Origin of the sequence: Streptomyces sp. NPDC017095 (assembly GCF_044332325.1) — a bacterium.
GTDB lineage: Bacteria > Actinomycetota > Actinomycetes > Streptomycetales > Streptomycetaceae > Streptomyces.
Genome location: NZ_JBIROU010000004.1, coordinates 308,759 through 329,371, shown reverse-complemented (window position 1 = coordinate 329,371; position 20,613 = coordinate 308,759). Strand labels below are relative to the sequence as shown.

Annotated in this window: 18 protein-coding genes; 10 read left to right on the top strand and 8 right to left on the bottom strand. The window is 72.4% G+C overall.

Annotated elements, in window-relative coordinates:
- Positions 1 to 34: 34 nt before the first annotated feature.
- The 3 genes from ACH4OA_RS10635 (at position 35) to ACH4OA_RS10625 (ending at position 5,084) form a co-directional block, all read left to right on the top strand.
- Complete coding sequence (locus tag ACH4OA_RS10635; protein ID WP_397937640.1) at positions 35 to 3,193, top strand: sacsin N-terminal ATP-binding-like domain-containing protein; 3,159 nt, start codon at positions 35 to 37, stop codon at positions 3,191 to 3,193.
- Positions 3,194 to 3,323: 130 nt separating this feature from the next.
- A complete protein-coding gene (locus ACH4OA_RS10630; RefSeq protein WP_397968614.1) occupies positions 3,324 to 4,082 on the top strand; it encodes a calcium-binding protein in 759 nt (252 codons plus the stop codon).
- A 219-nt stretch (positions 4,083 to 4,301) separates the two neighbouring features.
- The gene (locus tag ACH4OA_RS10625) at positions 4,302 to 5,084 is read left to right on the top strand and encodes a hypothetical protein (protein ID WP_397937643.1); all 783 of its coding nucleotides are present in this window, start codon (positions 4,302 to 4,304) and stop codon (positions 5,082 to 5,084) included.
- 3 nt (positions 5,085 to 5,087) lie between these two features.
- On the opposite strand, the gene ACH4OA_RS10620 is transcribed toward ACH4OA_RS10625, so the two are convergent.
- Together ACH4OA_RS10620 and ACH4OA_RS10615 are read right to left on the bottom strand one after the other, a co-directional pair.
- Positions 5,088 to 7,484 (bottom strand): HAD-IC family P-type ATPase, encoded by a 2,397-nt coding sequence (locus ACH4OA_RS10620; RefSeq protein ID WP_397968612.1) that lies wholly within the window; start codon positions 7,482 to 7,484, stop codon positions 5,088 to 5,090.
- 97 nt (positions 7,485 to 7,581) lie between these two features.
- Entirely contained in the window at positions 7,582 to 7,848 is a 267-nt protein-coding gene (locus ACH4OA_RS10615; RefSeq protein ID WP_397946186.1) for a DUF2530 domain-containing protein, read from the bottom strand.
- A gap of 151 nt (positions 7,849 to 7,999) precedes the next feature.
- Here ACH4OA_RS10615 and ACH4OA_RS10610 point away from each other — a divergent pair, with 151 nt between their 5' ends.
- From ACH4OA_RS10610 to ACH4OA_RS10600, 3 genes are all read left to right on the top strand, one after another.
- Entirely contained in the window at positions 8,000 to 9,451 is a 1,452-nt protein-coding gene (locus tag ACH4OA_RS10610) for an NCS2 family permease (RefSeq protein WP_365871240.1), read from the top strand.
- A 175-nt stretch (positions 9,452 to 9,626) separates the two neighbouring features.
- Positions 9,627 to 10,064 carry a MarR family winged helix-turn-helix transcriptional regulator gene (locus tag ACH4OA_RS10605; protein WP_397937649.1) on the top strand — a complete coding sequence of 146 codons (438 nt, stop codon included), beginning with the start codon at positions 9,627 to 9,629 and terminating at the stop codon, positions 10,062 to 10,064.
- A 27-nt stretch (positions 10,065 to 10,091) separates the two neighbouring features.
- A complete protein-coding gene (locus ACH4OA_RS10600; RefSeq protein WP_397937651.1) occupies positions 10,092 to 11,435 on the top strand; it encodes an MFS transporter in 1,344 nt (447 codons plus the stop codon).
- Positions 11,436 to 11,488: 53 nt separating this feature from the next.
- Here ACH4OA_RS10600 and ACH4OA_RS10595 read toward each other — a convergent pair whose 3' ends face one another.
- On the bottom strand, positions 11,489 to 12,013 hold the full coding sequence (locus ACH4OA_RS10595; RefSeq protein ID WP_397946184.1) for a GNAT family N-acetyltransferase: 525 nt from the start codon (positions 12,011 to 12,013) through the stop codon (positions 11,489 to 11,491).
- Between the two features lie 39 nt (positions 12,014 to 12,052).
- On the opposite strand from ACH4OA_RS10595, the gene thpR reads away from it, so the two are divergent.
- Positions 12,053 to 12,625: an RNA 2',3'-cyclic phosphodiesterase gene (gene thpR, locus ACH4OA_RS10590; protein ID WP_397937655.1), complete on the top strand. Its 573-nt coding sequence runs from the start codon at positions 12,053 to 12,055 to the stop codon at positions 12,623 to 12,625.
- Between the two features lie 264 nt (positions 12,626 to 12,889).
- On the opposite strand, the gene ACH4OA_RS10585 is transcribed toward thpR, so the two are convergent.
- Together ACH4OA_RS10585 and ACH4OA_RS10580 are read right to left on the bottom strand one after the other, a co-directional pair.
- Positions 12,890 to 13,885 (bottom strand): aldo/keto reductase, encoded by a 996-nt coding sequence (locus tag ACH4OA_RS10585; RefSeq protein ID WP_397968611.1) that lies wholly within the window; start codon positions 13,883 to 13,885, stop codon positions 12,890 to 12,892.
- A gap of 270 nt (positions 13,886 to 14,155) precedes the next feature.
- Positions 14,156 to 14,839, bottom strand: a complete 684-nt coding sequence (locus ACH4OA_RS10580) for a GDSL-type esterase/lipase family protein (protein ID WP_397937658.1) — start codon at positions 14,837 to 14,839, stop codon at positions 14,156 to 14,158.
- A gap of 99 nt (positions 14,840 to 14,938) precedes the next feature.
- Between ACH4OA_RS10580 and ACH4OA_RS10575 the strand changes: the two genes are divergently transcribed.
- Positions 14,939 to 15,916, top strand: coding sequence for a WD40 repeat domain-containing protein (locus ACH4OA_RS10575; protein ID WP_365871228.1), 978 nt, complete (start codon positions 14,939 to 14,941; stop codon positions 15,914 to 15,916).
- A gap of 329 nt (positions 15,917 to 16,245) precedes the next feature.
- On the opposite strand, the gene ACH4OA_RS10570 is transcribed toward ACH4OA_RS10575, so the two are convergent.
- Positions 16,246 to 16,974 carry a hypothetical protein gene (locus ACH4OA_RS10570; RefSeq protein ID WP_397968609.1) on the bottom strand — a complete coding sequence of 243 codons (729 nt, stop codon included), beginning with the start codon at positions 16,972 to 16,974 and terminating at the stop codon, positions 16,246 to 16,248.
- Positions 16,975 to 17,279: 305 nt separating this feature from the next.
- Between ACH4OA_RS10570 and ACH4OA_RS10565 the strand changes: the two genes are divergently transcribed.
- The gene (locus ACH4OA_RS10565; protein ID WP_397968607.1) at positions 17,280 to 18,806 is read left to right on the top strand and encodes a cellulase family glycosylhydrolase; all 1,527 of its coding nucleotides are present in this window, start codon (positions 17,280 to 17,282) and stop codon (positions 18,804 to 18,806) included.
- 44 nt (positions 18,807 to 18,850) lie between these two features.
- Here the strand turns inward: ACH4OA_RS10565 and ACH4OA_RS10560 are convergent, their stop codons facing one another.
- Positions 18,851 to 19,318 carry a hypothetical protein gene (locus ACH4OA_RS10560; protein WP_397968605.1) on the bottom strand — a complete coding sequence of 156 codons (468 nt, stop codon included), beginning with the start codon at positions 19,316 to 19,318 and terminating at the stop codon, positions 18,851 to 18,853.
- A gap of 85 nt (positions 19,319 to 19,403) precedes the next feature.
- The gene (locus ACH4OA_RS10555) at positions 19,404 to 19,637 is read right to left on the bottom strand and encodes a DUF397 domain-containing protein (RefSeq protein WP_397937665.1); all 234 of its coding nucleotides are present in this window, start codon (positions 19,635 to 19,637) and stop codon (positions 19,404 to 19,406) included.
- Between the two features lie 197 nt (positions 19,638 to 19,834).
- Between ACH4OA_RS10555 and ACH4OA_RS10550 the strand changes: the two genes are divergently transcribed.
- Positions 19,835 to 20,602 (top strand): DUF6879 family protein, encoded by a 768-nt coding sequence (locus tag ACH4OA_RS10550; RefSeq protein WP_397968603.1) that lies wholly within the window; start codon positions 19,835 to 19,837, stop codon positions 20,600 to 20,602.
- Positions 20,603 to 20,613: the final 11 nt, after the last annotated feature.

Sequence of the window (20,613 nt, the reverse complement as noted above, 5' to 3'; positions counted from 1 at the left end):
TACCTTCGTCCTCACGCGGAAGAGGAGAGTCAACGTGAGCAAGTTCGTGCGGCCGGCGGCCGAGGGGGCCGATCCGTTCGGAACGGCCAGGCTGCGGCGCGGTGTCCTCGACGCCTGGGCGACCAGCCCCGCCCGGTTCCGGGAGGACGCCAACGCCGAGGAGGATCTCGTCCTCGGCGGCTACCGGGACCGGCTCGTCGTCGAGCTGGCCCAGAACGCCGCCGACGCCGCCGCGCGGGCGAAGACCCCCGGGCGACTGCGGCTGACCCTCCGCGACGGCGTGCTCGTGGCCGCGAACACCGGCGCCCCGCTGGACGCGGCCGGCGTCGAGTCGCTGTCCACGCTGCGCGCCTCCGCGAAGCGGGACACCGAGGCCACGCACGGTGCCGTCGGCCGGTTCGGCGTCGGTTTCGCCGCCGTGCTCGCCGTCACCGACGAGCCGGCGATCGTGGGACGGCACGGCGGGGTCCGCTGGTCGCTGGCGGAGGCCCGGGAACTGGCCGCCGAAACGGCCCGGCACAGCCCGGGACTGGGCGACGAGGTGCGGCGCCGGGACGGCCACGTGCCCGTGCTGCGGCTGCCGTTCGCCGCCGAGGGCACCGCCCCGGAGCCGTACGACACCGCGGTCATCCTGCCGCTGCGCGACACCGCCGCCGCCGATCTCGCCGAGCGGCTGCTCGCCGGTGTGGACGACGCGCTGCTGCTCGCCCTGCCCGGGCTGGCGGAGGTCGTCGTGGAGGTCGAGGGACAGGCGCCGCGCACGCTGAGCCGCCGTACCGACGGGGCCTTCACCGTCGTGGAGGACTCCCGGCACGGCGTCACCCACTGGCGTACCGCGGCCGCGCACGGGCCGCTGACGCCCGATCTGCTCGCCGACCGGCCCGTGGAGGAACGGCTGCGGCCCCACTGGTCGGTGACCTGGGCCGTGCCCGTCGACGCCTACGGCGCCCCGGTCCGGCCGCGTACCAGCGCCGTCGTGCACGCGCCGACGCCGAGCGAGGAGCCGCTGGGCGTGCCCGCGCTGCTCATCGCCTCGTTCCCGCTGGACACCACCCGCCGGCACGCGGCACCCGGGCCGCTCACCGACTTCCTGGTGCAGCGCGCCGCCGACGCCTACGCCGACCTGCTCGCCGGATGGCGGCCGGTGGGCGAGGGCATCATCGACCTCGTGCCCGGACCGCTCGGCAAGGGCGCGCTGGACGGCGCGCTGCGGCAGGCCGTGCTGGAGCGGCTGCCGCGCACCGCCTTCCTGCCGCCGGCCGCCGAGCCGAAGGGCGACGAGGACCTGCCGCACGCCCTGCGGCCCCGGGACGCCGAGGTGGTCGAGGGCGCCGGGGCCGGCACCGTACGGGTGCTGGCCGAGGTGCTGCCCACCCTGCTGCCGGCCGGGCTGGAGCGCCGCACCGAGCTGCGCACGCTGGGTGTCGCCCGGCTGCCGCTCGCCGACGCGGTCGACCGGCTCGCCGGCCTGGAGAAGGAACCGGGCTGGTGGTGGCGGCTGTACGACAGTCTCGCCGGCGTCGACCCGGAGCGGCTGTCCGGGCTGCCGGTGCCGCTCGCCGGGAGCGCCTCCCAGGGGTCCGGCTCCGGGGCGGGACGCACCGCCATCGGGCCCCGGCAGGTGCTGCTGCCGACCCCGGACGCGCCCGTGATCGACCCGGACGTGCTGGGCCGGCTCGGCCTGAAGGTCGTCCACCCGGACGCCGCGCACCCGCTGCTGGAGAAGCTGGGCGCGCTGCCCGCGACCCCGCGCGCGGTGCTGACCACCCCGCAGGTGCGGGCCGCCGTGGCGGGCTCCCTGGACGCGGACGGCGGCCTCGGCTGGGAGGAGGACGCGCTCGACGCCGAGGAACTGGCCGACACCGTGCTCGCCCTGGTCCGGGACGCGGGCCTGGAACCGGGCGACGAACCCTGGCTGGGCGCTCTGGCACTGCCCGACGAGGACGGCGAACTGGCGCCCGCCGGCGAGCTGGTGTTCCCCGGCAGCCCGTTCGCGCGGGTGATCCGGGCGGACGAACTGGCCGCCGTGGACGCCGAGCTGGCCGGCCGGTGGGGCGGGCAGCCGCTCGCCGCGTGCGGGGTGCTCACGGACTTCGCGCTGGTCCGCGCCACCGACGTGGTCCTCGACCCGGACGAGCTGGAGCCCCGGGAGGGCGACTACGCCGAGCCCGACGACGCCGGGCTGCTGGACGCCGTGGACGTGTGGTGCGAGGACATCCTCGACCGGTTCCCGGACAGCCCGGTGCCGCCCGTCGCCACCGAACTCGTCGCCGTCCGCGACCTGGAGCTGGTGGACGACGACCACTGGCCCGAGGCGCTGGCCCTGCTGGCCCGGCCGCCGCTGCGGGACGCGCTGACCCAGCCCGTGCGCGTCCTGCTGCCCGACGGCACCCACGAGGCCGTACGGCCGTACACCGCGTGGTGGCTGCGCGGCCACCCGGTGCTGGACGGGCGGCGCCCGGCCGGTCTGCTCGCGGCCGGCGGCGACCCGCTGCTGCGCGGGCTGTACGACGAGGCCGACGCCACCGGGTTCGAGGACGAGCAGGTGCTGCGGGCGCTCGGCGTGCGCACCTCCGTCGCCGCGCTGCTGGACGAGCCCGGCGGCGCCGCCGAGCTGCTGGACCGGCTCGCCGACCCGGAGCGTCCGGTCACGCCCGCCCAACTGCACGGGCTGTACAGCGCGCTGGCGGACCTCGACCCCGACCGGGTGACGCTGCCGGACGAGCTGCGCGCCGTGGTCGACGGGCGGACGGTGGTCGTGGACGCCGGGTCGGCCGTCGTGGTCGACTCGCCGGACCTGCTGCCGTTCACCTCCGGGGTGCCGCTGCTGCCGGTGCGGCCGGCCCGGGCCGCCGAGCTGGCCGAGCTGTTCCAGGTGCGGCGGCTGAGCGAGTCCGTCACCGGCGCGGTGCACTCCGAGGGCGCCGAGCACGGCGTGCCGGACGCGGTGCGGGTGCTGCTCGGGCCGCGGACGCCGCAGACCTACGTCGAGCACGAGGAACTCGTCGTGGACGGCGTGGAGATCGACTGGCGGCTCACCGACGACGGAGTGCTGCACGCGGCCACGCTGGAAGGGGTCGCGGCGGGCCTCGCGTGGGCGGCGGGGCAGTGGCCGCGGCGGTTCGAGGTGGCCGCGTTGCTGGAGGACCCGTCACGGACGGAGGAACTGGCCCGGGACCGCTGGTTCGACTGACCCCGGCGGCCCGTCACCCGGCCAACTCCTCACGAAATCCTCACCAGTAGTACAACCTTTCACCTTGTCCCCGCGTCAGATCAGCGGAGTCACACCCGACTCCCTCAGATCCGAACGTGGGGACCTCTACATGCGCATCCGTGCCTCCGTCGCCGTCGTCACCGGCGCCCTGGCCCTGTCCGCCCTCGCCGTACCGGCCGCCCAGGCATCGGGCAGCTACGGCGACACGAAGGTCACCAAGGTCGTCGTGGACGGCGACAACAAGGTGCAGATCGGTACCTCGGCCGCGGTGACCGTCAAGGTCAGCGTGACCGCTACCGACAACTCGGGCATCAAGGGCGCCAACTCGTTCGAGCTCTACGGCCCCGGCTACGGGTACGCCTCCACCGGCAAGCCCGCCTGCACCAAGGTCAACACCACCACCTCCACCTGCACCGCCTCGGTGAAGATCGACCCGAGGACGGACTACCTCAGCAACAAGAGCGCGGGCACCTGGTACGTGGACGTGTGGGTCGACGCGAACGACGGCGACTACAACTGGAAGGAGAAGGCCGGCGCCTTCTCCTTCCAGCGCGCCACCAAGCTGACCGTCAACGCCGCTCCGGAGCCGGTGAAGAAGGGCAAGGCGCTCACCGTCACCGGTGCCCTCACCCGCGCCAACTGGGAGTCGCTGAAGTACGGCGCCTACGGCTCGCAGTCCGTCAACCTCCAGTTCCGCAAGAAGAGCGCCACCGCCTACACCACGCTCAAGACCGTCAAGGCGGACGCCAAGGGCAACCTGAAGACCACCACCACGGCCACGGCCGACGGCTACTACCGCTTCTCCTACGCGGGCAACTCCAGCAGCGCCGCGGTCAGCGCCGCGGGTGACTTCGTCGATGTGAAGTAGGCGGTGCCGGTCCGGCTCCGGGAGCGTGTGCCGCCCCCGGAGCCGGAACGTTTCCTCTGCTGCGTGCCATGCACAGGTAATGAGCAGCCCCAGGGGGGTAATCGGCGTGGAAAATCTGGCCGGAACGTGCTCTTGCCGTACAACCCGTTGTCTGTCTCGTGGATCTGAGCGCGTGAGTCGACCGACTCGACGATCACTCTCCCTCCAGGGGAAACACACATGCGCTTCCGTGCCACCGTGGCCGCCGTCTCCGGCGCCCTGGCCCTGTCCGCCTTCGCCGTGCCCGCCGCCCACGCGGCCGGCACCGCGCCGAACGTCACCTTCTCCCACGTGGAGATCAACGGCGGCAAGGCGATCACCCTCGGTGCCACCTCCACGGTCGAGGTCAAGGCCACCTACACCGTCACGCACCCCACCACCGTCTCGATGACGAACGTCCAGACCGGTCCGCTCCTGTACCGCGGCACCTCGGCGCAGGACGCCGACACCCTGGTCGGCAGCGACGCCCCGGGCAGCTGCACCACGGTGGACTCGACCACCGTGAACTGCTCGGCCACGATCACCCTGCCCGCCGAGGAGCTGTACAACTCCGACGCCGGCACCTGGAAGCGGGGCGGTGTCGCGGTCGACAAGAAGACCCAGGCCGAGAAGTGGCAGAGCGACCTCGGCACCCTGCCGGTCCGCCGCGGCACCAAGCTCACCGCCGACGCCGCCCCGGAGCCGGTGAAGAAGGGCGCCACGCTCACGGTCACCGGCAAGCTGACCCGCGCCGACTGGGAGCGCGGCACGTACGGCGCCTTCTCCAGCCAGTCGGTGCGGCTCCAGTTCCGCAAGGCCGGCTCCACCACCTACACCACCGTCAAGACCGTCACCTCCTCCGCCACGGGCGCGCTGAAGACGACGGTCACGGCCGGCTACGACGGCTACTACCGCTACAGCTACGCCGGATCGACCACCTCGGCCGCCGTCAGCGCCGCCGGTGACTACGTCGACGTGCAGTAACCGCTAGTCCGGTGCGCGGCGGCCGACCCGGCGCCACAGCAGGTCCAGACCGGCCGCCGCCACCACCGCCACGCCGACCGCCGTCCACGGCGTCTCCACGCCGACCAGCCGCAGCGCGAAGAAGTCCTGGAGCGCGGGCACGGCGAGCACCAGCAGGAAGGCCGCGCCCATCGAGGCCACCAGCACCGCCCGCCACCAGGTGTAGGGGCGGGCGATGACCGCCAGGACCCACATGGACACCAGGAACAGGGTCAGGGTGGCCGCGCTGGTCTCCGCGCCCAGGGCGCCGGGCCCGGTGTAGTGGTGCCGGGCGAGCAGGTACGTCACGAAGGTCGCCGCCCCGGCCACCACCCCGCCGGGAATCGCGTACCGCATCACCCGGCGCGTGAAGTGCGGTCTGGCCCGCTCGTTGTTCGGCGCCAGGGCCAGGAAGAAGGCCGGGACGCCGATGGTGAGCGTGGACAGCAGGGTCAGGTGCCGGGGCAGGAACGGGTACTCCACCCCCCAGCACACCACCAGCAGCGCCAGCAGCACCGAGTACACCGTCTTCACCAGGAACAGCGTGGCCACCCGCGTGATGTTGCCGATCACCCGGCGGCCCTCGCCGACCACCGAGGGCAGGCTCGCGAAACTGTTGTCCAGCAGCACGATCTGGGCCACCGCCCGCGTCGCCTCCGAACCGGACCCCATGGCGACACCGATGTCCGCGTCCTTCAGGGCCAGCACGTCGTTCACGCCGTCCCCGGTCATCGCCACCGTGTGGCCGCTCGACTGGAGCGCGCCGACCATGTCCCGCTTCTGCCGCGGGGTGACCCGTCCGAAGACCGTGCCCGAGTCCAGCGCCTCGGCCATCGCGGACCGCTCGCCGGGCAGCCGCCGCGCGTCCACCGCCGTACCCGCGAGGCCCAGCTTCGCGGCGACCGCGCCGACCGACACCGCGTTGTCCCCGGAGATGACCTTGGTACGGATGTCCTGCTCGGCGAAGTAGCGCAGGGTGTCGGAGGCGTCCGGGCGCAGCCGCTGGTCCAGCACGACCAGGGCGGCGGGGCGGGCGCCCCGGGCCGGCTCGGGGTCGTCCAGGTCGCGGCGGGCGCGGGCCAGCAGCAGCACCCGCAGCCCCTGCTCGTTGAGCCGCTCGGTCTCGGCCAGCGCCGGGTCGCCGGGGCCCAGCAGCACGTCCGGGGCGCCCAGCAGCCAGGTGCTGGTCTCGCCGTCGCCCTCGCTGAACGCGGCCCCGCTGTACTTGCGCGCGGAGGAGAAGGGCAGCGACTCCACGCACCGCCACTCCTCGCTGTCCGGGTAGGCGTCGATGATCGCCTGGAGGGAGGCGTTCGGGCGCGGGTCGGACTCGCCGAGCGCGCCGAGCACCTTGCGCACGTAGTCCTCGTCCGCCCCGTTCAGCGGCCGCAGCGCGGTGACGTCCATGCCGCCCTCGGTGAGGGTGCCGGTCTTGTCCAGGCAGACGGTGTCGACGCGGGCCAGGCCCTCGATGGCCGGCAGCTCCTGCACCAGGCACTGTCTGCGGCCCAGCCGGATGACGCCGATCGCGAAGGCGACGGAGGTGAGCAGCACCAGCCCCTCGGGGACCATCGGCACGATCCCGCCGACCGTGCGGGCCAGGGCGTCCTTGAGGTCGTTGTTCTTGACGACGAGCTGGGTGACGACGAGCCCGGCGGCCGCCGGGACCATCATCCAGGTGACGTACTTGAGGATGACGGAGATGCCGCTGCGCAGCTCGGAGTGGACGAGCGTGAAGCGGGACGCCTCCTCGGCGAGCTGGGCGGCGTAGGCCTCGCGGCCGACCTTGGTGGCCTGGAAGGCGCCGCCGCCGGCGACCACGAAGCTGCCGGACATGAGCGGGTCGCCGGGGCGTTTGACGACGGGGTCGGCCTCGCCGGTGAGCAGTGACTCGTCGATCTCCAGGCCGTCCGCCTCCGCGCACACCCCGTCGACCACGATCTTGTCGCCGGGTCCGATCTCGATCAGGTCGTCCAGGACGATCTCGTCGGTGGCCACCTCGGCCGCCCGGCCCTCCCGCCGTACCGTGGGCCGGCTCTCGCCGATCACCGCGAGCGAGTCCAGGGTCTGCTTGGCCCGCCACTCCTGGACGATGCCGATGCCGGTGTTGGCGAGGATCACGAAGCCGAAGAGGCTGTCCTGGATCGGCGCGACGAACAGCATGATCAGCCAGAGCACGCCGATGATCGCGTTGAACCGGGTGAGGACGTTCGCCCGGACGATCTCGCCCAGCGACCGGCTGCTGCGCACCGGGATGTCGTTGACCTGGCCGCGCGCGACGCGGTTCGCCACTTCGGCGCGGGTCAGTCCGGCCGGGCGGGTGGTCGGCGGCGGCACCGGACGCACCGGATCGAGTTCCGCGCCCGCGTCTATGTGGCTCATGCATTCGACGGTACGTGCGTCACCACACCCATGCCCACCGACACCTGCACGGCCCCTGGTCGCACCCCGCCCCGGCGGCCGTCCCCGCGCCGGTGGCCTATTCGGCCGCCACCGGCCCCGCGCCCGTCGCGCGCTTGATCGCCGCGTCCCGCTTCCGGACGTACCAGACGCCGATCAGTCCCAGTCCGCCCCCGGCCAGGCAGGTCCACAGCCACCACAGGTGACCGTGGTCGTCGAACCAGCCGTAGAAGGGGAGCTGTACCAGGAAGAGGACGAACCACACGAGGGTGCCGCCGGTGATCGTGGCGACGACGGGTCCCTCCAGGGGTTCCGGTGCCTCGTGCCGGGGAGTCCACTTAGCCATGCGCACAGCTTAAGCGCCGCCATTGTCTACGCGCGGAGATAGCGATCTTCAGCTTCATACCTTCATACTGAAACCGTTTGTCTTTGACCACTTCCGCTCGTATGAAACTCCAACGGGGCTCGGGGGAACCCCGCTGGTGATGAGGTCACGCATGTCCACCTCGGCACCCGCCAAGGTCCCCACCCCCGAGAAGCCGGGCGGTGCGCCCGCCTTCGGCGCCCTCGACCGCTACTTCAAGATCTCCGAGCGCGGCAGCACCGTCGTGCGCGAGGTCCGCGGCGGTCTGGCCACCTTCTTCGCGATGGCGTACATCATCGTGCTGAACCCGATCATCCTCGGCAGCGCGAAGGACATGTACGGACACCACCTGGACAACGGCCAGCTGGTGACGGCGACCGCGCTGACCGCCGCGTTCTCCACCCTGCTGATGGGCGTCATCGGCAACGTGCCGATCGCGCTCGCGGCCGGCCTCGGCGTGAACTCGGTCGTCGCGCTCCAGCTCGCGCCCCGGATGTCCTGGCCGGACGCCATGGGCATGGTCGTCCTGGCCGGTTTCGTGGTCATGCTGCTGGTCGCCACCGGGCTGCGCGAGCGCGTGATGAACGCCGTGCCGTTCGGCCTGCGCAAGGCGATCTCGATCGGTATCGGCCTGTTCATCATGCTGATCGGCCTGGTCGACTCCGGGTTCGTCACCCGGATGCCGGACGCCGCCCAGACCACCGTCCCGCTCCAGCTCGGCACGGGCGGCCATCTCCTCGGCTGGCCGGTGCTCGTCTTCGTCCTGGGCGTGCTGCTCACCTTCGCGCTGATCGTCCGGAAGGTGCCGGGCGCGATCCTCGTCTCCATCGTCGGCATGACCGTCCTCGCGGTGATCGTCAACGCGGTCGCCACCATCCCGTCCTGGGGCCTGACCGTCCCGAAGTGGCCGGGCAACCCGGTCGCCACGCCCGACTTCGGCCTGGTCGGCCACGTCAGCCTGTTCGGCGGCTTCTCCAAGGTCGGCGTGCTGACCGGCATCCTCTTCGTCTTCACGGTCCTGCTGTCGTGCTTCTTCGACGCGATGGGCACGATCATGGGCATCAGCGACGAGGCCAAGCTGACCGACGCCCAGGGCTACATGCCCGGCATCAACAAGGTCCTGCTGGTCGACGGCCTCGCGGTCGCCGCGGGCGGTGCCAGCTCCTCGTCGGCCACCACCGCCTTCGTGGAGTCCACGGCGGGCGTCGGCGAGGGCGCGCGCACCGGCCTCGCGAACGTGGTCACGGGCGGTCTGTTCGCCGTGGCGCTGTTCCTCACGCCGATCGCCACGATGGTCCCGTCCCAGGCGGCTACTCCGGCGCTGATCGCGGTGGGCTTCCTGATCCTGTCCAACTCCGTCAAGGAGATCGACTGGGCGGACTACACCATCGCCGTCCCGGCCTTCGTGACGATGCTGATGATGCCGTTCACCTACTCGATCACGAACGGCATCGGCATGGGCTTCATCACCTTCACGGTGCTGCGCCTGGTCGCCGGGCGGGCCCGGGACATCCCGGTGCCGATGTACGCCGTCTCGGCCGTCTTCGCCTTCTACTACCTGATGCCGGCCCTGGGCCTCACGTAAGCCCCACCCTGACGCGCACGAAGACGGATGAGCGCCCGGACCACACGGTCCGGGCGCTCATTCATGTGTCCGCCGCGCGGTGCCGGAGCGCGGGCCCGGCGCGGTGGCGGGCGTCACGGGCCGCCACCCGTACCCCGGTGGTCTTTAGTCAGAGTAATGAGTTACGCTAAAGAACATGCCGGACCTTACCCATGGCGACGATGCTGCCGCCGTGAACGCTCTCCGTTCCGCCGTGATGCGGCTGTCCCGTCGCCTCAAGCACCAGCGGGTCGACGAGTCGCTGAGCCCCACCGAGATGTCGGTGCTCGGCACCCTGGCCCGCTGCGGCTCCGCCACGCCGGGCGAACTCGCCCGCAAGGAGCACGTACAGCCGCCGTCGATGACCCGCATCGTCGCGCTGCTCGAAGCCAAGGGGCTGGTCCGGCTGGAGCCGCACCCCGAGGACCGGCGCCAGAAGGTCGTCACCCAGACCGAGCAGGCCGAGGCGATGCTCGAGGAGAGCCGCCGCAAGCGCAACGCCTTCCTGGCCGGCCTGGTCGAGGGCCTCGGCGAGGACGAGTGGGCCAGCCTGCGCGCCGCCGCCCCGGTGCTGGAGAAACTCGCACACCTGTAAGCGCACCACCGAAGGAGGCGAACGCCGTTGAGTCCGGGATCCGGAGCACCTTCCGCCCCCGCACCGAGCCCTGCCACAGCCGTGGCCCGCAAGTCCTCGATGTTCAGCTCGCTGAAGATCCGGAACTACCGCCTCTTCTTCGCCGGCCAGGTCGTCTCCAACACCGGCACGTGGATGCAGCGCATCGCCCAGGACTGGCTGGTCCTCGGCCTCACCGGCTCCTCCGCGGCCGTCGGCATCACCACGGCCCTGCAGTTCCTGCCGATGCTGCTGTTCGGTCTCTACGGCGGCGTCCTCGTGGACCGGCTGCCCAAGCGGCCCACGCTGCTGGTCACGCAGGCCGCGATGGCCGTCACCGGACTCGCGCTCGCCGCGCTGACCCTCACCGGACACGTCCAGGTCTGGCACGTCTACGTCGCCGCCTTCGCCGTCGGCCTCGCCACGGTGATCGACAACCCGGCCCGCCAGTCCTTCGTCTCCGAGATGGTCGGCCCCGACCAGCTCCAGAACGCGGTCAGCCTGAACTCGGCGAACTTCCAGTCCGCACGGCTCGTCGGTCCGGCCGTCGCCGGACTCATGATCACCGGTGTGGGCACCGGCTGGGCGTTCCTCGCCAACGGCCTGTCCTTCGCCGCGCCGATCGCCGGCCTGCTGCTGATGCGCGCCCGCGAGCTGCACGTCGTCCAGCGCACTCCGCGCGGCAAGGGCCAGCTGCGCGAGGGCCTCGGCTATGTGGCGAAGCGGCCGGAGCTGATCTGGCCGATCGTCCTGGTCGGGTTCATCGGCACGTTCGGCTTCAACTTCCCGGTGTGGCTGTCCGCCTACGCCGACGACGTCTTCCGCTCCGGCGCCGGCGCCTACAGCCTCTTCAACACCCTGATGGCCGTGGGCTCCCTGGTCGGCGCCCTGCTGGCCGCCCGGCGCGGCACGGCCCGGCTGCGCGTGCTGATCGCCGCCGCGCTGGCCTTCGGCACGCTGGAGACGGTGGCCGCGGCGGCCCCGTCGTACTGGCTGTTCGCGCTGCTCATGGTGCCCATCGGCATGTTCGGCCTCACGGTCAACGTCACCGCGAACACGGCCGTGCAGATGGCCACCGACCCGGCCATGCGCGGCCGGGTGATGGCGCTGTTCATGATGGTGTTCATGGGCGGTACGCCGCTGGGCGCGCCCGTGGTCGGCTGGATCACCGACACCTACGGCGCCCGGATCGGCTTCGCGGCCGGCGGTGTGGTGTCGGCCGTCGCGGCCGCCGCGATCGGCCTCGTCCTGACCCGCATCGGCGGCCTGCGGCTGTCGGTCGGCTGGCACGGCGGCCACCCCCGGGTCCGCTTCGTCCCGCGCGACCGGGAACGGCTGACGACCGCGGCGTGAGCCGGGCCGTACGGCCCGGGAAACAGGGACCGGTCGCCGCGCGATGCGGCAGGCTAGTCGACCCGCCGGGCCAGTACCTGGCCCGGCCAGGCGTCCGGGCCGTGGGTGTAGCTGTCCGTCGGGGTGAAGCCGTGGGCCTGGTAGTAGGCGACGAGCGCGCGGTCGTCCCCGGCGTAGCAGTCCACGCGCAGCAGGCCCACGCCGGCCCGCCGGGTCACCTCGGCGACGTGCGCGAGCAGCGCGCCGCCCGTGCCCCGGCCCTTGAAACGGCGGTCGGAGGCGAGCCAGCGGACGTACCGCTCGGGCTCGCCGGGCGGCGGCAGGTGGGACAGGTGGGGGCCGGGCCCGTCGGTGAGGACGAGACAGGCCGCCGGCACGCCGTCGGCCTCGGCGAGGTACGTCGTGCCCTCGTCCATGGCCCGCACCAGCGCCTCCACCGTCTTTTCGTGCTGCGACAGCGGCTCGGTGCCCCACTGCCGGGTGCGCCCCTGTGAGACCAGCCACTCCACACCGCTGTCGAACATGCCGAGTATCGCGGGCAGGTCACCGGGGCCGCCGTCCCGGATGATGATCTCCATCGGCCCATCATGCCCGCCGGTTCTGGGAGGGTGGAAGCCATGAGACTCTTCGCCGCCGTACTGCCCCCGGAGGACATCGCGGACGAGTTCGCCGCCGAGGTGGACCGGTTGCGGCGGCTGCCGGGCGCCGACCGGCTGCGCTGGACGGAACGCCCCGGCTGGCACTTCACCCTCGCCTTCTACGGCGAGGTCGCCGAGGATGTCGTACCCGCCCTGTCGGACCGGCTGGCCCGCGCCGCCCGCCGCGCCGCGCCCTTCACCCTCGCCATCGCGGGCGGCGGCCGGTTCGGCCAGGGCCGCGCGCTGTGGGCGGGCGCCCGCGGCGACGTGGAGGAGCTGAGCCTGCTGGCCGGGCGGGCGCAGGCGGCGGCGCGGAAGGCGGGCGTGCCGACGGACGAGCACCGGCCCTACAAGGCCCATCTGACGGTCGCCCGCGGCCGGGGCCCGGTGGACGTCCGGCCGCAGGTGGAGCTGCTGGGCGCGTACGCCGGGCGGAGCTGGCAGGTCACCGAGATGACGCTGGTGCGCAGCCGGCTGCCGGCCTCCGGGGTGCCGGGGGAGCAGCCGCGGTACGAGGTGGTCGGGCGCTGGGCACTGGGCGCGGGCGGTTAGTCTCGAAGACGTGGACCCGAAAACCCGGAACCGGATCATGGCCGGTGCGCTTGTTCTTCTGTTCGTCGTGGTGGCCCTGACGTCGGCTGTGCGTTAGGGCGCGCCGGGGCGGGCGCGGGGTGGGCGCGGGGCCGGGGGACCGCCGCCGTCTCCGGCCGCGGGCGCGCCGCGGCGGGACGCGCGGTTCCCCGCCTCCCCGCACCCCTGGCGGGCCGCCGCCGGCCCCCGGCGGTGCCTGCCGCTGGTGCCTGCCGGGCGGGGTGCCTACCAGGCGAAGGCCTCCGGGGACGGCCCCGGGCCCGGGAAGATCTCGTCCAGGCCGGTCAGCAGTTCCTCGCCCAGCTCCAGCTCCACCGCCCGCAGCGCCGACTCCAGCTGTCCGGCGGTGCGCGGGCCGACGATCGGGCCGGTCACCCCGGGCCGGGTGAGCAGCCAGGCCAGGGCCACTTCGCCGGGCTCCAGGCCGTGCTTGTCGAGCAGGTCCTCGTAGGCCTGGATCTGCGCGCGGGCCGCCGGGTCCTTGAGCGTGTCGGCGGCCCGGCCGGCGGCGCGGCGTCCGCCCTGGACCTCCTTGCGGATGACCCCGCCGAGCAGCCCGCCGTGCAGCGGCGACCAGGGGATGACCCCGAGGCCGTAGTCCTGCGCGGCCGGGATGACCTCCATCTCGGCGCGGCGCTCGGCGAGGTTGTACAGGCACTGCTCGCTGACCAGCCCGATGGTGCCGCCGCGGCGGGCGGCGGCCTCGTTGGCCTGGGCGATCTTGTAGCCGGGGAAGTTGCTGGAGCCGACGTAGAGGATCTTGCCCTGCTGGACGAGGACGTCGATCGCCTGCCAGATCTCCTCGAACGGGGTGCTCCGGTCGATGTGGTGGAACTGGTAGAGGTCGATGTAGTCCGTCCGGAGCCGCTTGAGGCTGGCGTCCACCGCGCGCCGGATGTTCAGCGCGGAGAGCTTGTCGTGGTTGGGCCACACGGAGCCGCCGTCCGGGTCCATGTTGCCGTACACCTTGGTGGCGATGACGGTCTTCTCCCGCCGGCCGCCGCCCTGGGCGAACCAGTTGCCGATGATGGACTCGGTCCGGCCCTTGTTCTCGCCCCAGCCGTAGACGTTGGCGGTGTCGAAGAAGTTGATGCCCGCGTCCAGCGCCGTGTCCATGATCGCGTGACTGTCGGCTTCGTCGGTCTGCGGACCGAAGTTCATCGTCCCGAGGACGAGCCGGCTGACCTTGAGTCCTGTGCGTCCGAGCTGCGTGTACTCCATGGTCCACCAGCCAACGGCCTGGAGTGCGCTCTAGGCAAGAGCTTCCGGCCGGACGCGCCCGCCGTGCCCCCGCGAAGAGGGCCTTCGGGGACGGGCATCCGCTCAAGACGCTCGAACCACTCGTCCAGACGCTGGGTGTCGGTGTCCGCGTCGGCCATCTCGATCCTGTCTCCGGGGATGGTCATCGTGGCGCTCCGCGGCCGCTCCACGAACAGGCGCGACCGCGCGGTACAACGACAGGCACCGGGTCCGTGAGACGCCGGGTTCGAGTCAGTCCGTGCCCGCTCCGTACGCCTGTCCCACGCCCCAGCCCTCCCACATCGCCCCCGCGAACGCCTCCGCGATCAGGTGTTCCCCGCGGGCGTTGGGATGCGTGCCGTCGTAGGTGTGGGTGTGGAGGTCCCAGCCCCGTGGCGGCGAGGCCAGCAGCAGCGGCGACCGCGGCTCGTCCAGGTCGGCGACCGTCTTGGCGAGCAGCACGTTGAACCGGTCCACCTGCTCGGCGAAGAGCGCGTCGGACGCGGCCCGGACGTTCGGGACGACCGGCAGCAGCACCATCCGGACGCGCGGCCCGGCCTCCCGCGCGCCCGCGATGAACGCCCGCACGTTCTCCGCCGTCTGCTCGGCGTTCGTGTAGAAGCCCAGGTCGATCAGTCCGAGCGAGACCAGCAGCACATCGGCGCGGTGGACCCGCACCGCGTCGCCGATCAGCGGAGCCATGTGCAGCCAGCCCTCGCCCCAGCCCGCGAGGTGGGCGCGCGGGAAACCGGGATCGGCGTAACCGAGGGATGTCGGGGCGTCGGTCTGCTTGTCGTACAGCGTCTCGCGCGGGCCGACGAACGTGAACGGGCCGCCGTGCGCCGTGCACAGGTGCCGCCACAGCCGGTAACGCCACGTGTGTTCGCCCGCGCTTCCGATCGTCATGGAGTCACCGACGGGCATGAACCTGAGCATCCGCTCATGATGGACGATGGCCGCGGCCCGGGGGATCGGCGGGGACTGTGAGGCGGACCACGTCCCCCGGACCCCCGCCGGGAATGGCAGGCTTGGCGCATGCGTCGACCGTTCGCCGTACTCGCCGGGGCCCTGCTCACCGGTGCCTGCGCGCTGCCCGCCTCCGCCGCCCCGACGGCCGCCGGGAACACCGGCGACCAGGGTTTCACCATCAAGGACCCCCGGATAACCGAGTCCAGCGGGCTCGCCGCGTCCCGGCAGCACCCGGGGATCTACTGGACGCACAACGACAGCGACGACGGGCCGTACCTGTACGCCGTGGACAGCGCCACCGGCCGGACCGTCGCCCGGATCACCCTGCGCGGCATCGGCTCCCCGCGCGATGTCGAGGCCATCTCCCTCGGCCCGCACAACGAGATCTACGTCGGCGACATCGGCGACAACTTCGGCGGCAAGTGGCCGTACGTGTGGATCTACCGGCTGCCCGAGCCGAAGCGGCTGACGGACCAGACGGTCACGGCCACGCAGTACGTCGTGAAGTACGAGGACGGGCCGCGCGACGCCGAGTCGCTGCTCGTGCACCCGAAGACCGGGCGCGTCTACATCATCGACAAGAACGAGGAGGGCGGGCACCTGTACGAGGGCCCGGAGACGCTCTCCACGTCCGGCGCGAACGTCTTCAAGCCGGGTCCGCCCGTCGACCTGTGGGCCACCGACGCCGCCTTCTCGCCGGACGGCCGGCAGCTCGCCGTACGCGGCTACTTCGGCGGTGTCTACTACGACTGGAACGACGGCCGGATCACCCGCAAGGGCCGCCTGAACGTGCCGTTCCAGGGGCAGGGCGAGTCCGTGTCGTACTCCGCCGACGGCACGGAGCTGATGTACGGCAGCGAGGGCGCCGAGAGCACGGTACAGGCGAAGGACGCACCCGAACGTCCCGCGAACTCCCCGTCCGCGAGCGGGAGTCCGCACGCCGCCGAGGACGAGGGCGGCACCCCGAGCCTCACGGTGGGCGCGGTGATCCTGGCGGCGGGCGTGGCCGCGTTCCTCGGACTGCGGTGGCTGCGCCGGAGCTGAGGCGACCGGCGGGGGACGGGGTCAGGGGGCCGGGTGCACACGCGGCGGTCGCGGGCCTGCTTGCCGTCCGGCGGTACCGGTCGTCCGGCAGACCCGGCAGACCGGCAGGCTGGCCCGGGCCCCGGCAGGCCCGGGAGACCCGGCAGGCTGGCCCGGGTCCCGGCAGGCCCGGGAGACCGGCGGTCCCGGTGGCCCGGCGGTCCCGGGTGTCCCGACAGTCCGGCAGTCACGCCGTACCGGCAGTCACGCCGTACCGGCAGTCACGCCGTACCGGCCGTCGCGCCACCCCGGCGGTCCCGCCTACCGGCGGTCCCGGCCGGCCCGCGGTGTCACCGTACGCACCCCGGTGCCGGGAACGGGGTCGTGCTCGCCGGGTGGCCGCCGCCCTCCATGGTGGTGACGAGCCGGGGAGCCGGCCCGTCGGGGTGCACGATGCGGGCGGCGAACCCGGCGCTCCTCGGCAGTGCGGGCCGGGCGCGGTCGATCACGCCGGCGAAGCGCGTGCCGTCGCCCGCGTCCTCGAAGAACGCCGACGGTCCCGCCGGGCCGTTGCTCAGGACGGCGACGGTCCCGGCCCCGATGGAGTGCTCCGTGACGATCGTGCAGCCCCGGGCGTCCGGGGTGCCCGCCCCGGGGAGCGCGAAGGTGTGCGGACCGCCCTCGGCGCCGGTCACCCGGAGCGCGGGCGCGGAGCCGCCGGTGCCGGTCAGGCGCAGGGAGAGACCGTGCAGCGTGGAGGCGGTGTGCGTGCGGTCCAGCTTGGCCAGGACGCGGTACGTGTAGGCGTCGCCCGGCCGCCAGTGCGGCCGCACGGCACGGATCCACGCCTCCGGGCCGCCCGCCTCCGGGTCGTTGCGCAGGACGGCCACCAGGTCCTTGCCGAGGGCGACGGCCTTGCCCGCGTAACGGGCGTCCGGAGGGGACGCGGGAGCCGCCACGGCGGTCCGCGCGGCGGGAGCGGCCGAGGCGGCGGCCACCGGCAGCACGGCGCCGGTGCCGAGCGCGGTCAGGAGAACCGGAAGGGTCAGGACGGCGCGGCGACGGGCGGACACGGTCACGGAGAGGCTCCTCGAAGCGTGGACGGAGTGGCGGGGGAGGTGGGAGGTAACCCTGGGAAGCGGAGGACGGCGGAGGATGACGGAGGAACATCACCATTCTGTTCCTTCCGCGGCTTTCCGGCAGGAAAAGGAATCCCGGTCTCCGGCGGGGGAGTGAGGTCACCGGTGCCGTGGCGCGCGCTGTGTACCGAGGTGTGCCGCAGGTCTTGACGTGCCCATGTTGTCTCGGTTTCCTGTGCCTGCGCGGCACTTGGGAGCGCTCCCATACCAGCTTCGACGCCGCGCCTCCCGAGAGGAACCGAGACATGTTCCGCACGTTGAGAAGGGCGCTGTGCACCGCGGCGGCGGCGCTCCTCCTGCCCCTGACCGGGGCGTACGCGGCACAGGCGACCGGCGCGCCCACGGCCGCCGCCGCTCCCGGAGCCGGGTACTGGCACACCAGCGGCAGGCAGATCCTGGACGCGTCCGGCCAGCCGGTGCGCATCGCCGGGATCAACTGGTTCGGCTTCGAGACCAGCAACCAGGTGGTCCACGGCCTGTGGACCCGCGACTACAAGGGCATGATCGACCAGGTGAGGTCGCTGGGCTACAACACCCTGCGCATCCCGTACAGCGACGACATTCTCAAGGCCGGCGCCGCCCCCAGCGGCATCGACTACACCAAGAACGCCGACCTCCAGGGCCTCACCTCCCTCCAGGTCCTGGACCGGATCGTCGCCTACGCCGGCCAGGACGGCCTGAAGGTCATCCTGGACCGGCACCGGCCCGACTCCGGTGGTCAGTCGGCGCTCTGGTACACCGCGTCCGTACCGGAGTCGACCTGGATCACCAACCTCAAGGCGATGGCCACGCGCTACCTCGGCCAGAACACGGTGATCGGCATCGACCTGCACAACGAGCCGCACGACCCGGCCTGCTGGGGCTGCGGCGACCAGGCCACCGACTGGCGCCTGGCCGCCCAGCGCGCCGGCAACGCGGTGCTGTCGGTCAACCCGGACCTGCTCGTCTTCGTCGAGGGCGTCCAGACGTACGACGGCGTGTCCGGCTGGTGGGGCGGCAACCTGATGGGCGCCGGCCAGTACCCGGTACAGCTCAGCGTGCCCAACCGGGTGGTCTACTCCGCCCACGACTACGCCACGAGCGTCGCCCAGCAGACGTGGTTCAGCGATCCCTCGTTCCCGGCCAACATGCCGGGCGTGTGGGACAAGTACTGGGGCTACCTCTTCAAGCAGAACATCGCTCCGGTGTGGGTGGGCGAGTTCGGTACGACGCTCCAGTCGGCCGTCGACCAGAAGTGGCTGGCCGCGCTGGCGGACTACCTGCGGCCGACCTCGACGTACGGCGCCGACTCCTTCCAGTGGACCTACTGGTCCCTGAACCCCAACTCCGGTGACACGGGCGGCATCCTGAAGGACGACTGGACGACCGTCGACACCGTGAAGGACGGGTACCTGAAGAGCGTCAAGGCACCGCTGTTCCCGGGCACCGGCACCGGCGGCGGCGACGGAGGCGGAGGGGGCGGCGGCACCACGCCCGCGTGCACCGCTTCGTACACCGTCAGCAGCGACTGGGGCGGCGGCTTCAACGCCGAGGTGAAGGTGGCCAACACCGGCACCGTGGCCCTGAAGTCCTGGAAGGTGACGTGGACGTGGGCCGGCGCCCAGAAGATCACGTCCCTGTGGAACGCGGGCTATACCCAGAGCGGCGCCACCGTGACGGCCGTGAACGCGGCCCACAACGGCACCGTGGCACCCGCGAGTTCGGCCACCTTCGGCTTCGGAGCGGCCCCCGGCGGCGCAACGACACCGACGCTGACCTGCACGGCCACGTAACCCGCCGGAGGGCGCCCGGCCACGCCCGACCCCGGGCGCCCTCCTCACCGCAGGGGGCAGGGCAGACCGGGCCGCGCGCGGTTGGGCTCGCAGGTCACCACGGCCAGGGACAGGTAGACGGGCCGTTCGAGGTAGAACCCGAGCGACACGTCACCGCCGGCCGCGAGCCGCTCCCGGGCGGAGGCGACCAGCTCGCCGAGCCGGTCGCGGTCCCGCTGCGCGGGCGCCGCGAACCGGGACGCGTACACGTCCAGCCGGTCGCGGACCCATTCGGCCGCCGCGTCCGGCTCCGCCCAGCTTCCGCGCACCAGCGAGCGCGGCTTGACCAGCCAGTGGGCGGTCTCCAGCGGGGGCAGTTCGGAGACCGGGAACTCGGCGACGGCCGCGCGGTAACGCTGGATCAGCTCCGGACCGCTGCCGGGCGGGGGCGGCTCGGGGTGAGGGGGCCGCCGCAGGGCCTCCTGGTCGAAGCGGACCTTGGGCCCGGTCCAGAGGTAGGCGTGGTGGTGCACGGGACCTCTTCGCTGCCGTCCCCGCCAGTCCCGGCCCGCACGAGGACGGCCCGGAACCGGCGGGATCTCCTGGCCGACGGGACGCTCAGAGGGCCAGACCGAACCTCGTCGGATCGATTCCGGCGACGCTCAACTCCTCCGAGGTGAACCGCAGCGGCTCCAGGTCGGGGCGCTTGCTGTCCCCGAGGGCCCAGGCGTCCTCCCCGATCCGGGCCAGCGTGATGCACGCCTCCCCGTCCGGATGAGTACTCCCTCCGCACGCCGTCACGAACGAGGCGCCGCCGAGATCGAGGGCGTACAGGTCGATTCCGTTCACCATGGGTGCACCTTCCTGCTCCGCTGGCGCGGAGTCCTTAGGGGGTGTGGCCTTGGTGAGGAAGGTAGGAGGCGGGGGAGCAGCAAGGCGGCGAATATTCTCAATTATTCTCGTGTGGTCACTCTGGATGCATGGACTTTCACGCAGAGGTACCGAAAAGCTGGGTGCGAACGTAGTCGACACCCAGGGGGTGGTTGATCGTGGCACGCAAGTTGCGGTTCAACGGGACGGGAAGCGGTGTGACCGGATGCCCGTCCGTGCATGAGGATCTGGACAGCGGAGAGGTGATCGTGCACGGCCCGCCGCTCACCGATGCGGAGGACGTCGCGCAGCTTCGGCACTTGTCGCAAGGGGAGGTCGCCGTGGTGGTGCCGCGGGACCTGCTGGTCGACTGGACCCCGAAGGAGCGCACGCGGCAGGTGCGGACGATCGACCTGGACGAGTTCCACACCCTGTTCGAGAAGTTCGAGCACACGGCATGGCGCCTGGAGACACGCCGCCGGTACGCGAGCGACGAAGCGGGCGACCGGTGGGACCGGTTCATCAAGAACGGGACGATCGGCGAGGGGCCGGACTCGGACTCGGTCTACGGCTGGTGGACCGAGACGATCCGCGGGCACACCGCGCAGGGCAGGCGGGTCGAGCGAGTACGCATCGTGGACCAGCCCGCCACCACCGGTCAGCGGTACCTCCTCGACAGTGCCAGGTGGAACGTCGGCCTCGGCGAGGACATCCGCAACATGTGGCGTGCGGACGCGGACCGGCTCCGGCTGCCCGCCGAGGACTTCTGGCTGTTCGACAGCCGCCTCATCGCGCTCCTGCGGTTCGATGACGACGACAACCTCACGCACGTGGATCTGATCACCGAGCCCGCGGAAGTGGTGCGCTGTTGCATGGTGCGGGATGCTGCCTGGCACCACGCCGTACCGTGGAAGCGGTTCATGGCGGAGGCGACGCACAGGGGATAGAGCGGAGACCG